The organism is Archangium violaceum Cb vi76, from assembly GCF_000733295.1.
In the GTDB taxonomy this organism is placed as follows: Bacteria; Myxococcota; Myxococcia; order Myxococcales; family Myxococcaceae; genus Archangium; species Archangium violaceum.
Genome location: NZ_JPMI01000006.1, coordinates 1 through 14,567, shown reverse-complemented (window position 1 = coordinate 14,567; position 14,567 = coordinate 1). Strand labels below are relative to the sequence as shown.

13 protein-coding genes are annotated in these 14,567 nt (G+C 65.4%); 9 read left to right on the top strand and 4 right to left on the bottom strand.

Annotated elements, in window-relative coordinates; translation table 11 throughout:
- Nucleotides 1–13 precede the first annotated feature (13 nt).
- The 4 genes from Q664_RS01455 to cpaB are packed head-to-tail and all read right to left on the bottom strand — an operon-like array spanning nucleotide 14 to nucleotide 4,204.
- Nucleotides 14–1,585, bottom strand: a complete 1,572-nt coding sequence (locus Q664_RS01455) for an FHA domain-containing protein (protein WP_235216511.1) — start codon at nucleotides 1,583–1,585, stop codon at nucleotides 14–16.
- Nucleotides 1,575–2,465, bottom strand: a complete 891-nt coding sequence (locus Q664_RS01450; protein ID WP_043388994.1) for a type II secretion system F family protein — start codon at nucleotides 2,463–2,465, stop codon at nucleotides 1,575–1,577. The genes Q664_RS01455 and Q664_RS01450 overlap by 11 nt, the downstream gene beginning before the upstream one ends.
- Before the next feature lie 9 nt (nucleotides 2,466–2,474).
- A complete protein-coding gene (locus Q664_RS01445) occupies nucleotides 2,475–3,320 on the bottom strand; it encodes a type II secretion system F family protein (RefSeq protein ID WP_043388990.1) in 846 nt (281 codons plus the stop codon).
- Between the two features lie 59 nt (nucleotides 3,321–3,379).
- On the bottom strand, nucleotides 3,380–4,204 hold the full coding sequence (gene cpaB / locus Q664_RS01440) for a Flp pilus assembly protein CpaB (RefSeq protein ID WP_043388987.1): 825 nt from the start codon (nucleotides 4,202–4,204) through the stop codon (nucleotides 3,380–3,382).
- Between the two features lie 276 nt (nucleotides 4,205–4,480).
- Between cpaB and Q664_RS01435 the strand changes: the two genes are divergently transcribed.
- The 9 genes from Q664_RS01435 to Q664_RS01395 form a co-directional block, all read left to right on the top strand.
- Nucleotides 4,481–5,263, top strand: a complete 783-nt coding sequence (locus tag Q664_RS01435; protein WP_043388984.1) for a TadE/TadG family type IV pilus assembly protein — start codon at nucleotides 4,481–4,483, stop codon at nucleotides 5,261–5,263.
- Entirely contained in the window at nucleotides 5,260–7,230 is a 1,971-nt protein-coding gene (locus Q664_RS01430) for a pilus assembly protein TadG-related protein (RefSeq protein WP_043388981.1), read from the top strand. Before Q664_RS01435 ends, Q664_RS01430 begins: the two co-directional genes overlap by 4 nt.
- Nucleotides 7,231–7,239: 9 nt before the next feature.
- A complete protein-coding gene (locus Q664_RS01425) occupies nucleotides 7,240–8,388 on the top strand; it encodes a TadE/TadG family type IV pilus assembly protein (protein WP_084609460.1) in 1,149 nt (382 codons plus the stop codon).
- Nucleotides 8,379–9,098, top strand: coding sequence for a hypothetical protein (locus Q664_RS01420; RefSeq protein WP_043388978.1), 720 nt, complete (start codon nucleotides 8,379–8,381; stop codon nucleotides 9,096–9,098). The genes Q664_RS01425 and Q664_RS01420 overlap by 10 nt, the downstream gene beginning before the upstream one ends.
- On the top strand, nucleotides 9,095–9,886 hold the full coding sequence (locus tag Q664_RS01415) for a hypothetical protein (RefSeq protein WP_052517533.1): 792 nt from the start codon (nucleotides 9,095–9,097) through the stop codon (nucleotides 9,884–9,886). The genes Q664_RS01420 and Q664_RS01415 overlap by 4 nt, the downstream gene beginning before the upstream one ends.
- Nucleotides 9,883–10,110, top strand: a complete 228-nt coding sequence (locus Q664_RS01410; protein WP_043388976.1) for a hypothetical protein — start codon at nucleotides 9,883–9,885, stop codon at nucleotides 10,108–10,110. Before Q664_RS01415 ends, Q664_RS01410 begins: the two co-directional genes overlap by 4 nt.
- Nucleotides 10,107–10,814: a hypothetical protein gene (locus Q664_RS01405; RefSeq protein WP_043388974.1), complete on the top strand. Its 708-nt coding sequence runs from the start codon at nucleotides 10,107–10,109 to the stop codon at nucleotides 10,812–10,814. The genes Q664_RS01410 and Q664_RS01405 overlap by 4 nt, the downstream gene beginning before the upstream one ends.
- Nucleotides 10,815–11,520: 706 nt before the next feature.
- The gene (locus tag Q664_RS01400; protein WP_075207283.1) at nucleotides 11,521–12,687 is read left to right on the top strand and encodes a peptidylprolyl isomerase; all 1,167 of its coding nucleotides are present in this window, start codon (nucleotides 11,521–11,523) and stop codon (nucleotides 12,685–12,687) included.
- A 58-nt stretch (nucleotides 12,688–12,745) separates the two neighbouring features.
- Nucleotides 12,746–14,567 (top strand): hypothetical protein (locus tag Q664_RS01395; protein ID WP_152621842.1); only part of this gene is annotated, 1,822 nt, incomplete at its 3' end.

The following is a 14,567-nucleotide window of genomic DNA, read 5'->3' as shown; positions in this document are numbered from 1 at the left end:
ACGGACGCGGGCCTCACAGCCCGTGCTCGTTGGCCTTTTCGAGCGCCAGATTGTGGCAGCGATGCGCCGGTGTAGGGAAGCGCCGGGTGATTTCATCCACCACCCGCCGGGCCCGCTTCTTGTCCTTGAACTGGATGTTCCGTTGGAATTCCAGCATCAGCTGCCCGCACTTCTGGTCCAGGTCCAACGCCACCTGGCCCATCATGTGCCGGACGTCCTCGTACAGCTCGGGCTTCTCGTCCAGGGCTTCCAGGGTGATCCACGCCGAGCGGTAGTTCTCCCAGGCCAGCGAGAGGTTCTCCGCGCCGACGTCCCTGCGCTCGTAGAAGTCGCGCGCCCGGGCCACGTAGCTGCGCGCCGTCTGCAGCAGCTCCTCGGGGCTCAGATTCGGGACGGGGATGATCTCCAGCCGCAGGTTCCACACCCGCCAGCTGTCACGGCCCGGAGGGTTGCGGACGTTGTCGAAGACCAGCTGGTTGTGCTCGTTCCGCTTGAGCAGCGAGGGCGAGATGATCTGCTGGATCTCCCGCTCGGAGGCGGTGGCCAGGTCCGGAGGCACCGAGCCCACGGGCGTGGCGTTGACGGTGAGGGTGACCTCGTCCTTGGAGATGCCGCTGGCCTGGTAGCGCAGGACGGCGACCGCGCGCGTGGGCGAGACGAACTCGAAGTCGAAGAGCTTCAGGTCCGCCTGCTCCCACGTCACGCCCTCGCCCACTCCGAACGAGTCCATCACGGGCTGGAGGCCGAGGGACTCGGGCTCCGGGCCCCGGGACAGCCCTTCCAGGTTGGGCCGGAAGACGATGGCCAGCCCCCCCACCGCGCCGGCCACCAGCAGGAGCACCACGGTGGACAGGACGAACTTGCCCCCGCGGGACAGCCCGAGCCACCACAGGGTGAGCTGGCCGCCCAGGGTCTCGCTCAGCTCACGGCGGCGCCGGGCCTTGTCGGCGGCGGACAGGCCGTCGGCGCCGGCCGCGGGGCGCTCGGGGGCCGTAGGGGTAGAGCCCCGGGCTGGAGCCGCGCGGGACAGCGGAGCCGTGGTGGGGGGCTCCACGGCGAGCGATTCCGCCCGTGTCTCCGAGCGGGCCGCCGAAGGCCCCGACACGGGCACCAGCATGGGCGGCCCGGAGGGAGCCGGCTCGAGGCGCGGGGTGGGCGCGAAGGGATCGGGCTGAAGCTGCGGCTGCGCGGACGTGGGTTGGTTGCGGCGGATGAGCCGGGTGGCGTCGTCGTCCTCATCCACCGGCATGAAGGGCCGGGTGGCGTCGTCCGCGCTGACGACCTCCTTGAAGACGAACTCCACCGGCCCCAGGGAGATGCGGTCGCCGTTGCGCAGCTCCCGCTCACCGGAGAGGGGCGCGTCGTTGACCAGGGTGCCGTTGGCGCTGCCCAGGTCCTGCACGTAGAAGCGCCCGAGCCGGTCCGAGATGCGCACGTGCTTGCGCGATACACCGGCGTCCTGCAGCACCACGTCGTTCTCCGTGGTGCGGCCGATGTTGATCTCGGCCTGCTCGAAGAGAAGCTCCTTCCCCGCTTGCAGGCCCTTGGCGATGGTGAGCTGGAAGCCCAGGGCCCTACCCCCCAACGTCTCCGAACATGAACTGGAACACGATGGGTCCGAAGAGGACCATGAACACCGTGGGGAAGATGCACGCGATGAGCGGGAAGAGCATCTTCACCGGCGCCTCGCCGGCCAGCTTCTCGGCGCGCTGGGTGCGGTCGATGCGCAGCTGGGTGGACTGGATGCGCAGCACCTTGCCGAGGCTGGTCCCCATCTTGTCCGCCTGGATGAGCGCGGTGACGAAGGTGGTGAGCGCCGGCAGGTCCACCCGGGCGATCATCGCCTTGAGGGCCTCCTCACGCGTCTTGCCCATCTTCAGCTGCTTGAGGACGATCTGCAGCTCCTCGCGCAGCGGGCCCGCCTTGCCCTTCTCCACCACCTTGGCCAGCGCGCCGGTGAAGTCGAGACCCGCTTCCACCGACAGCGTCAGCAGGTCCAGGCTGTAGGGCAGCGCCCGGGAGATCTGCAGGTGGCGCTTGGTCACCTGATCATTCACCCAGATGAGCGGGTAGTACATGCCGAACAGCGCGAAGGCGAGGGACCAGGCCAAGTTCTCGTCGAGCGCGTTGATCAGGATGAGGCCCGACAGCAGGCCGACCACGGCGCAGATCTCCTGCAGCGCCATGATGTCCTCGGGCTTGAACGCATGAGGCTCACCGCCCTTGGTGAGCTTCTTGCGCATCTTGTTCTCGTAGCCCGGCCACATCAGCCGCCGGTTGAGCGCGCCCAGCTTGCGGATGGTGACCGCGCCGATGCCCGACACACCACCCGCCGAGTCATCCCGGACCTCGGAGAGGAACTGCGAGAAGTAGTTCTGGTAGACGCCGACACCGAGGAAGCCCGCCGACGTCGCGAACATCAGCGCAGCGCCCCCCATCAACGTATTGGTGAGGATGTCGCTCACGGCCACTCCTTAGATATCGATGTTGACGATGCGCCGGATGATGATCACGCCCAGCACTTCCATGATGGCGATGACCGTCACGAGGATGTACCCGAACCAGTGGTCCATCATCGGCTCCATCAGGTCCGGCCGCATGTAGTTGAGGACGAGGCCGAGGATGGCGGGCATGGCCGCCACCACCCAGCCCTGCAGCTTGCCCTGGGCGGTGAGGGCGTCGATCTTGCCCTCGAGCCGGAAGCGCTCGCGGATCACGCTCGAGATGGTCTCGAACATCTCCGCCATGTTGCCGCCGAGCTGACGGGCGATGTTGGTGGCGACCACGACGAGCTCCAGGTCGTCACTGCCCACGCGGCGGCCCATGTTGATGAGGGCCTCCTCCAGCGGCACGCCCAGCTTCACTTCCTTCACGAAGAGGCCGAACTCCTGGGCCAGGGGCGGCTGGGCCTCGCGCGCCACATGCTCGATGGCCTGTGGGAACGTGAGACCCGCCTTGAAGGCGTTGGCCATGGCCTGCAGCGCATCCACCAGCTGCACGTTGAACTTCTTGATGCGCCGCTTGCGGTAGTGCTTCACCAGGATGATCGGCAGGAAGAAGCCGAAGATCGTGGCCACCACGCACAGGATGGGGTTGAAGATGATGTACGTCAGGATGCCCAACAAGCACATGCTGGCGATGTTGAGCACCAGCAGCTGACGGGCATCGATGAAGAGGAACATGTCGCTCAAGTCGTTCATCGACTTGACGACGTACCGCTCCTGGTACTGCTCGTAGGCCTTCGCCAGGACGGTGAAGATCACCAGGCTGAAGAAGAAGACCGACCCGGTGACGAGGAGTAGGACGATTCCGGCCAGCATGTGCGGGGACTTCCTTCAGCTTCGGGGGGAAGGGAAACGCACCGACGGGAGGGGGGAGACTACGGAGTACCCGAGGAGCCGACCGCGTTCTTCTCGGAGGAGCCGCCCTTGATGATCTGGATGATCTCGCGGCGCTTCTGCTCGAGCACGCGGGTGCGCTCACCGGAGAGCAGCGTGCTGATGGTGGCGCGGCCACGCTCCTCGATCATGTCCACGTCCTCCTCGTTGCGGAGGGAGAGCGTGAGGTTGCCCAGCTCGCTGGCCAGGGTGAGGATTTCGGCCTCCTCCGGGATGACCATGAGCGTGATGTTGGCGTACTCGCGCTGGTGCTCGGGGATGAGGTTGACGTTGGTGGTACCGGTGACCTTGCCGGTGGCGAGCACGATGACGTTCTGCAGCAGCGTCACGGCCACGCTCTCGTCCGTCTGGGGATCGCGGAAGGTGCCAATCACGTCCACGTGATCGTTGGGGCGCACCCAGCCACCCACGGACGTGGTGGGCTTGGACTCGATGGTGATGGCGCGGACCTTCTTCTGCACCTTGGTGGACAGGCGCTCGGCGGCCTTGGTGGTCTCGAACTGGCTCCACAGGAGGGGATCACCCTGCTGCAGCGCCACGAGTACCTTCTGGCCCACCACGTAGGTGGCCGAGTCCGGCTTCACCACGGAGGAGGTGACGAACTGCTCGGGGACCGAGCGCTGGTTGATCATGTCGAAGGTGATGACGGTGCCCTCGGGGATATCCGACGAGGCAACGACGACGGGCACCAGGTTCCAACCACGGCGCACATCGGATTCCTTCTTCTTGATGGCGGACCACGCGATGATGCCGGCCAGCAGGCCGAGGCCCAGCGCGATGAGGAGCGGTGTCTTACCCTTCAGCATGTCTCGGAGACCTCCAAAGCGGGGAGCGCCCGGGGGGGCGGAAACTCGTAGGTGGCGCAGCTGCTTTGCAAAGCGGGGGCCCGGGGCACCAACGGGTGGGATGTTATCCACCCACCACGCAAAGTGTCAAAGTCACGATCCCTCGGCTGCCGGTTTGTTCCGTTCTGGCGGCTCCCCGTCCCCCTCCTGGAGGGGGGTCTTCCCTCTGAGACCCCCGGCTGAACGTCCTCCCGAGTGACGAAACGGTGGCACGGATGTCGCTTCAGGGCGGCGTCCATGAGTGAACACCCCCTCCAAGGCAGGCAATCGGGTCAGGCCGCGATCGAGTCGGCCCTGGTGCTGCCGCTGATGGTCTTCCTGGCCCTGGGCCTGCTCCAGCTGACGCTGATGCAGCAGGCGAAGCTGATGACGGAGTACGCGGCGTACTGCGCGGCACGGTCCGGCATCGTGTGGAATGGCAACACCGAGCGGATGCGCGACGCGGCCCTGGTGGCGCTGCTGCCCACCCTGGGCCGCACGGACACTCCGCCGGAGCTGGCCAGGACGTGGACGCGGGCGCATCTCCAGGACGAGATGCTGCGGCGGCTGCCGTGGCCGACCCGGGACGTGGCCGTGCCGGACTCGGTGAACGGCGCGCCCCTGTTCGGCCTGGTGCGCGTGGATACGGTGAATCCGTCCGGGTCCTCGCCGCCGCGGAGCGTGTGGAAGCCGCGCTCGGCCACGAAGGGGCGGGAGCTGGACTTCGACGGGCCGGAGGGACTGAGCGAGGAGGCCTACCGCAAGGCCACCGTGCTGAGCGTGCGGGTGCGCTACTGGTACGAGCTGCGGGTGCCCTTCGCCAACCAGCTCGTCTTCACCGCGTGGAGGGCGGCCAACGCGGGCGTGGGGCTGGGCCACCAGCGGGGCTACGCCACGCTCCACCGGCAGGAATTGGACGTGCTGCGGGGGCTCGCCGCGAGCAGGCGCTACTTCCTCCCGCTGACGGCTACCTACAGCCTGCGGATGCAGTCGAACTTCCACTTCAAGTGGCTGATGCACCCGAACCCGGAGACGCCATGATGACCCGCGCGCTCCGGCGGAGCTTCGAGCGGCAGGAAGGCCAGGCGCTCGTCCTCGCGTGTCTGTTGATGCTCGTGTTGAGCCTCGCGCTCATCACCACGGTGAACCTCGGGCACGGCGTGCACGAGCGGATCCGCCTGCAGAACACGGCGGACGCGGCGGCCTGGTCCACCGCGGCCATGGAAGCCCGTGCGTTCAACTTCTATGCGTTCACCAACCGCACGCAGGTGTCCCACTACGTGTCGGCGATGATGTGGCAGTCGCTGGACTCGTTCGTGTTCTCCGTCCAGGCCTTCCTGACGGACGTCTACGGGTTCATGCGAACCATCGGCCCGTGCTTCCCCCAGGACAGCCGGGATGGCCTCTTCTGGGTGAGCGTCTGCACCCTGCTCGATACCCTCCCCTCCATCCACGCCATCATGCGGGGGCTGGACCTGGTCTTCACCGCACTCCGGGGGATGTTGCTCCTCATGAAGCCGGTGATGGAGCCCCTCGACCAGGTGATTGGCCGGGTGGTGATTCCCGGGCACCGGATGCTCAACGCGGTCATGGCGGGCGCGGCCACGGCGGTGATGCTCGCCACCTCCACGTACGTGATGGGCACCTCCCACGCCATCCTCGCGGCGAACGATCCCAAGGTGGACCCGCTCGTTCCCCAGACGCTCGCGGGCCTCATCAACCAGTGCCTCTACAGCCGCACGCACGACAAGGCCGCCAACGGGACGCCCTTCAGCCCGGTCAATCCCTTCGAGCCGTTGGATCCGACGCGGCGCAACGAGACCGACAAGACCGCCCGGGCCAAACGGGTGATGGCGGGCATCACCAACGCCACGCGCTTCGCTTGCGACGGGAAGGACGGCGCCTGTCCCGAGACCCTGGTGACCGACCGGAAATGGGGCGGCCTCATGCCCATCCCCCGGTGGCTCGCGCCGCTGGAGAGCATGCTCGATGGCATTCCCAAGTGGGGACAGACGCGCTTCCTCACCTACCGGCTCGGCGAAGGTGGCGGCAGGAGTGCCAGGGGCGGCAACAAGCTCCGCGAGTCGAAGGACCTGCCCCACCTGCCCATGGGCATGCTCGCGCAGGGCGATGTGCTCGGCGCGGACGACCCCTACTTCATCAAGTTGCCGGGGCCAGCCTCCGTCAACCTCGGGGGTACCCGGCTTCTCAACCCCTTCCGCTGTCCCAAGCAGCCGGGCCCGGGTGACACGCGAAACTGGCGCGACTGCTGGGGAGACCCGCGCGAGGACAAGAACGACACCCTGAAGACGAGTGTGTGGGCCATGAGCAGCACGGACCTGCGCGAGGGCGGCATCCACTGGCGCGTGGTGTTCCCGGGAGAGGCCTCGAAGCAGGAGGACCGGAACGTGGGCCTGTATGAGTCCAGGACGTGCCTCGCGCGCGTCCAGGGCGCGTGCTTCTTCGAGATGTCCGTGTACGTGGCCAACGTCCGCATCGACCCGAAGGACCACAACCACCCGTGGCCGGGGCTCGTCCCCTTCCCCCACTTCGAGCCCGGTGACTACGCGAAGGACTGCGCGGAGAGCCTCGACGATACGCCGAGCGTCGCGGTCATGGCGGGGCGCCGGGACGACTTCAACCAGCCCTCCACCTGGGTGCTCCTCACCAAGAGCGCGGATGCGTTCCGCCACACCCCGGGCCAGCTCAACTCCCAGGGGAAGCTCACCTTCTCCTTCGACACGTCGCCCGAGACGCTGGACCTGCGGAACGGCCGCAAGGCGGTGGGGCTCGGAGGCCCGCCGGGGATGAGCGTCATCTCCCGAGGACAGACGTACTACCACCGGCCCGGGAACTGGACCGAGCAACCCAATTTCTTCAACCCGTACTGGCGTCCCCGTCTGGCGGCGGTCTGGCAGGGCAGGGATTCGCTGCCGCTGGTGAAGGAGCTGGCGGATGCACTGCCCGGCGACCTGAAGGACTCGCCCGCCCGGTTCATCACCCACTGAGGCCCCGCCATGATTCGAACCTGTTCACGGTTGAAGCCCGTCCGGCGAGGTGCCGCCATCGTCGAGCTGGCGCTCGTGGTGCCGCTGCTCGTCTCCCTGGCGATGTTCAGCATCTTCCTGAGCGAGGTCATCCGGGCCCGTCTCAAGCTCCAGGAGGCCAGCCGGTATGTCGCCTGGGAGATGACCAGCTACCCCCTGAGCGACTACGCCACGGCGGACCACGACAAGGCCTTTGGCCTCGCCATGAAGGCCACGGTGAAGGAGGCCGCCGAGCGCTACGCGGACCTCGACTCCATCGAGCCCGACGGACGGTTCGGCATGATGCTGCGCGCCACTCCGGTGCAGGTGGGCATGCGCAACCAGGGTGTCTCGGGGATCGACCTGAGCCGCGTCTTCGCCGACGGCGCGGGTGGCAGGGGCCCCGAGGCAGCCGCCGCGATGGGCAGGACGCTCGGCGAGTTGCTCGGGCACTTCCGCTTCAACACCCGGGGGCAGGTGGAGGTGGAGACCACCAGCACACTCTCCAGCCACCTGCTGCCCCGCTTCTACCTGCAGAAGGAGCAGCACGGCTTCTTCGACGTGGACAACTGGGGTGGACGGGACCTGAGCCGCCTGCAGGTGAAAGAGCGCTACACCCTCATCGCCAACGGCTGGCATCTGCCCGATGGCGGGGATGCCCTGATGAAGCCCCAGCGCGCCGGCGTGCATGACGATGGCTCCCGGCACGGCCTCCACCTCCAGGTGGACCGGATGAAGTTCCTGGGCGTGGGGAGCTACCTGGACCAGGTGGAGCTGGACCGGCTCGGAGCAGTGGCCCGCTTCCTCCTTCCCGACTTCCAGGGCCCCTTCGTGGTGTCCCACAACTACGTGCCCGGGGAGAGCGGCCGCGGCTGCAACAAGAGCAAGCACGGCGCTCCCATGGGGCTCAACAACCTGAACGCCTACCCCGGTCTGGATGACCCCGCCCAGCGCTGCTTCGACACCGCTCCGTTCCGCGACACCCAGGCCTACGACCAGTCCCTCTACCGGAAGATGTTCATGGCCCGTGGCCCCTACTTCATGGGCTGCAAGAACCCCCAGGCGGACACGCCCTCCATGCCCGGCCTCGACCCCAGTACCTCCACCGACTCGAACGAACGGAAGATCCCATGCGAGTGAGCGCCCTCCCCCTTCTCCTGCTGCTGTGGGCCGCTCCGTCGCGGGCGGAACAGGAGCTCGCGGTCTACCCTGGCACCGTGCACACGCGGATCGGCGAGGAGTTGCTCATCGGCGGCCAGCCCCACCGCCTCGCGTACTTCACCACGACGGACCCACTGGAGAAGGTGGCGAGGTACTTCCACGGCTTCTGGACGAAGCAGGGCTACCCCGTCGTCGTGAACGGAGACCTGCAACGGGAGGCCGTGGTCTCGGCCTTCTTCACGCGCGAGGGGCTCCAGCGGGCCGTGGTGCTGCGCACCCACCTGGGAAAGACGGTGGGCTTCACCGTGCTCAAGGACCTGTGGTTGTACGAGAAGCCCACGAGCACCCACGGGAGTCCCTTCATCCAGGTGGAGGGCGCGCTCTTCAGCGCGGACGTGGGCTCACGTGGCGCGGCGGGAGGCTCGCTGCACCGCACGCAGGTGGTGGAACGCGGGCTGGACACCGTGCACCAGGAGCTCGCCGCCCGGTTCAGCGCCGCGGGCTACACGCCCGTGCGCGAGTCCGGGGGCCGGTTGGATGGACAGCGCACCCTCGTCCTCGAGTACGCGCGTGGAGCCGAACAGATGCTCACCACCCTGGTGGAACTGGCGCCCTCGCGGGTGGCCATCTCGCAGGCCTGGGTGCCCAACACCGATGCCGTGCGTCAGGCTCGCGAGGAGAAGCCATGAGCACGCTCGTCTGCGCCCTGTCGCTGGTCCTGATGGGCGCCGCTCCAATGGACGTATCGCGCGGGATGCTCTTCGAGGCCGCGCCCGAGCGGTTGGACGCGCGCGTGGGCGAGTGGGTGACGTACCAGATGGATGGAGGCCCCCAGCCGGGCTTCCTGCGGCTGGCCGTCGTCGCCGAACAGAAGGACGCCCAGGGCCGGGATGCCGTGTGGGTGGAGCTGGAGCTCGGCCAGCACCCGGCGATGAAGGCCCCGCTGGCTCAATTCCTCCTGCTGGTGGCCCGCGACACGGGACTGAGCGCCAACGGCGTCTCCCGGCTGTTCGTCACCCAGGGCTTCGAGAAGCTCCAGGAGGTGGACACCGCCGCCCTGCCCTTCTTCCTCGGTTCACCCGGGAAGCAGCCGCCCCGCCCCGCTCTTCCGCCCCCCTCGGCGCGGCTTCCCGTGGGAGAGGGCTCGACCGTTCGCCGGGGCCCGCCCGCCCGCCTCATGACGTTCGCGGGCACGGTGACCGCCGAGCCCCTGGAGGTCCGCCACCGCCAGCTCGTCCTCAAGCGCTACTGGGTCAGCCGGGAGATCCCCATCCTCCACCTGGCCAGGCTCGAGTTCCCTCCCATCCGCTACTCGATGGAGGTGCGCGACCATGGCCTGGACGCCCGGCCCCGCCTGGTCCCCCCCTCGCCCAGTGACAAGAAGATCACCCTGGAACCAGCCAGCCACCTTCCTCCCCACTTCCAACCCGTGTCACAGTCTGGTACCGCTTGGGGTACGGAGGATAACCGCCCATGAAGACCCACACGCGTCGCCCCCAGCTCCGCCGCCGTCACCGCCGCGGACAGGCCATGGTGGAGTACTCCTTCATCAACTGGGTCCTCGTGGTCGCCCTCATCACGGGGATGACCGTCAACTTCGGCAGCGGGGACCAGAAGATGAACGTCATCGACGCCTTCCTGCGCGCGTACCAGATTTATTACGACTCGTTCTACTTCGTGCTGAACCTGCCGTTCCCGTGAAGCCGTCCTCCGCCGCGCGGCAGCCTTCCCCGCTCCCGCTCCGCGTCCTTCATGGACTCGTCTTCGGGGGCTTCACCGCCATGTGCCTCGCGGCGGGCTGGCCCGAGCTGGAGCACCTCGTTCGCACCCAGCTCCAGCCCTTCCACCCCGGGCCCCCTCCCCGCCCGGAACTGCTGCTGCCCATGCTCGCGGCGCTGGTGGGGATGGCCGCCGTGCTCGTCCAGCACCTGCGAGGGCGCGCGGTGCGGCTGGCCTGGTCCCTGCTCATCCTCGGAGCCCTCGTGCTCACCCTCTGGGGCCAGCGCGAGGGGCTCGTGGCCGGACGGACCGCTGACTCGGCGAATGTGAAAATCCTCGAGGTGGCTCGGAAGCTCCATGAGGGAAACGTGAACGCCCTTCGCTCCCAGGGGGCCGTTTCCGAGAACGTGGGCACCTGGCAGTCGGCGCTGGAACAGGTGTCCCACGGGGAGCCGTCTCCCGTGCGCACGCGCTCGTTCGAGCCACTGCCCTTTCGCATCCGGAAGATCGAATCGCCCGAAGCGCTGCCCCCGGATGCTCCCCCCGGCACGCTGATGCTCTACGTCATGCCGGGAGGCTTCGCCTATGCGCTCCACCCCGTGGGGGTGTCTCCCACGGGCGAGCCCTGGCCTCTGCACGCTCCCGACGGTGCGGCCCTCGTGTTCCACGGGGCCGTCAATCCGTGAGCCCGTGAGTCACGACCGCGGGCGGCAGCACGGCTCGAGTATGGACGCAGGCACGCCCCGACCATTTTCTACTCATTCATCAATATCTACACGCATCAGGGTGCATGCGGTGGAACTCGAATCGTTCAAGGTACCACTGGCAGAACTCGATGTTGTTTTTTGAGGGTTGCAACGTCCGACGCGACAAATGCACCAACCTCACTCATCGAGCATTCCGGTTGGAGGTTTCATCTCCGTCCATGCGCACCAATCCAGCCGGCCTGCCCATACAAGAACGGTGAACAGATGATGTGAGGGATGGACCTGTCGCCACTCGCGCGCTTTGGCGAACCAATCATTCTCGGCAAGGCGGCAGGCCCCGGAGCAAGGTGAATGCCGTACCCATCCGCCAGACCACCCGGTTCTGTGTCCCTGCCAGGCTGTCGCGGAGGCTCGGCCAACGTCATAAGCCAATCTTACCCCCACATGCACGAACACTATTTCACACTCATCACATTGTTCCCTATTTCTGAAAGATAAGAGTCCCGAGCGAATTCGTGCACTCGAACGTTGATTCCCTTGCCCCGCGCTGTGAACCAACTCACAGCACCAGGCTCAAAAAAACAGTAGAGCACGACAGTCGGCCATCCAGGCGTGGATGACAAACACATCTGGCCTGGAGCGCCGTCGGCCTCCAACTTCTTGGGGGCCCAGGCCAAGGGTCATCATGCTGCGACATCTCATGAATCATTGGGTTCCCGTTGGTCGGGGACTGCTTGGAACTTGTCTTGTATCTGGTGCTGCGCTTCTCATCAGCGCCTCCGCCTCATCTGAAACCACAGAGCATCTTGCGCTCGGCAGGGAGGTCGAGGCAATTGCAAAGGTAGACGGGCAGGAGGTTTCGCTTGGGAGGTTCAACAGCCTGCTCGATGCGATGCTGCAAAAGTCCCGCCTGGGGGATGGCAGTGTCCCGGAGCCTCTCCAACGGGCGCTCAAACTCAAACTGGCCGAACGACTGATTGATGAGCGGCTGATCGAGGATGCCGCCTCCGAGCTGGGACTCTTCGCCCAAGAATCGGACATCGATATCGCTCTCGCTCGGTTCAAGGCAGACTTTCATTCCGAGAGTGGCTTCGAGCGATTCGTCGCAGAGTACCCTCTAGGACTGGAGGAAATCCGCCAGCGGTTGCGCATCCGGTGGCTCAGGAATCGTTTGATCGAGGCGGAGTCCCAACCACTGTCCGAGCAGGCCGTCAAGGCTTATTACGACAGTGATCCAGCCCGGTTCGATGGTCCCGAGCATTGCATGGCACGGGAAATCCTCGTGCGCTCCGACACTCGAGATACGACTGCCGCACGCCACACGAAGAGGGAGCGCGCGGAGAAACTACACAAGGAGGCTCAATCCTCGGGAAAGCCCTTCGAGCAACTGGCCAGGCAGCACTCCGAGGGACCCACCGCCGCCACTGGCGGAGACCTGGGACGGATGACAGCCCAAACGTCTGAGCCCAGGCTGTGGGAGGCGCTGATCCGGCTGAAGCCGGGTGGCATCTCCGAGGTCGTAGAGACCCGCGACGGATTCCACATCCTCTATCTGGTGGCGAAGAAATCCGCCGTCCGCCGCTCCTTCGCGGAGATGGAGCCGCAGGTGCGGACGGAGTTCAACGAACTGATGCAGCGCCGACGCAACGAGGCCCTACTGCCTCGATTGCGCGCGAGGGCCCAGGTCTCCAACCTGCTGGCGGAGCGGTTGGGTTCTCCACCTGTCGCTGAGCCGGATTCCAAGAGCGCTCCTGCCGATGAGCGGAAGCAGCTCGATGCTTTCGTCGACAAGGCTCCTTCTTCCACTGCTGCCGAGGCACCCACTCCCGGGTCCCAGCCATTCGATCTGTGAACATCCTGAGATGTGAAAAAACTGAGATGTGAAAAAAATGAGATATCTCTTTCTACTGATGCTCGTCATGTTGGCAGCAGGCGATGCGCTCGCTGTTGATTACAACCAGGTCGTGGTGGTCAAGGAAGAATGGACCAGCGGCTGGCAATCTGAAACTCCCGATTTTGTTCCTTTCCTGGTCAATTGCAGGCGTGATGTCTTTTCTGCGCGTTCACCCGAAGCACCTATTTCGCCACTCAGTAATGATCCTCGCGTCACGACCTCTGATTCCAGCATTTTGTACTGGCCTTCGAACGAGTGCAACCTCGGGGTGGGGCCTGATAGACGCTGGACCAAGTACTTCCGCTTCAATGCACGCTCGTTGAAGGATCTCGGCCAGCACAGGGTGGTATGCGATGGTTACTCCATTCCCGCATCAAGGTGCGCCCCGGGCCCAAACCCACCATGCAACATCATATGTGACTACAGCTACGCGACAATCGCCTTGCCAATCCGGTGGTTCGTCAACGTCATCAATATTCCCCCGGAGATCAGTCCCACCTACTCGCCCTCGAGCCCAGCCTGGAACTCGATGGTCACTTTGAACGCGAATGGCAGGGACCTGGACAACCCCTACCCGGGTGAGACCAACAAGTACCGTTGGTCGATCGCGGCACGCCCCGCGGGCTCGCTCGCCAACCTGACCAACCCCAATACAGCCAATCCCACCATCACCTTCAGTGGCGAAAAGGATCTCGGTACCTGGCGATTCCGGTTGGAGGTGGATGACAACGAAGGAGAAATCCGGATCCAGGATAGCGCCGTCCAGTTCACCGTTCCCAACGCCCCGCCAAACTTCGAGATCAGTGGACCACTGGAGGTCGTGGTACACAATCCCATCGGACTTGGCAGCAGCAGGACCACTGATGACGATGGAGGCAATCTCACGTTCGTGTGGGACATCCTCCAGACTCCGGCGCAGTCTGCGCAGAGACCCCAGAACAACTATTCAACCTCGCACAACATCTCCATTCCGACGACCAAGAACGACATCGGAGAATGGGTGTTCCGCCTCACAGCCACGGACAACGAGGGAGCCGTGGTGGTCAAGACGGTCACGGTCCGGGTGGTAAATCTCAAGCCGCGCATCGTGTTCAATGGCCCCACCGAGATCGACACTGGCCAGAACCTGCTGGTCTCGACCGCCGTGCTCAATGACGACGACGGGGGCGAGCTCACCTTCAAGTGGGAGGTAGTACAGGAACCAGGCGTCACAGGTACCCCGTTGCCCTATGTCACCTCGACAACGTCGGCGGTGAGCAAACCATCGCTCTGGAGGTATGGAACCTGGATCTTCCGGCTGACCGCCACGGACGATGAGGGAGAATCCACACAAGGGGAGTTCAAGGTGCTGGTCGACATGGGCCCCAATGTCTTCGTATCGGACGTCAACGGAGACGACTTCTACTGGCCTGAGCACCCGCTGATCGTCAACCAGTTCGAGTATCTGCGGCTCAATGGCTCAGCTGATGATCCGGACTCACCCTGTACGGATCGCGAGAGCCGTTGCCACCGTACGGATGGACGTCCTGTCTCCGTGTCCCAGGGAATCGTGAGGTATCAATGGAACATCATCGATATCCCCTATGACGTGAACGACAGAGATTACATGGAGTATTACGATACGGGCCCCGTCAGCCAGTACTTCTACGGTATGACGGATAACGGTCCCACCCTCGACTTCGGGTTCATCAACATTCCGGAGGGGCTCTGGGGGCTGGAGTTGCGCGTCTGGGATGCGGAAGGCAATGAGTCATCCTACCCGGCCTATATCCAGGTCCACCAACAGGCGGTTCCGCCGTATGTCTACTTCCATGCGACAGGCTTGCCCGAAAATAGGG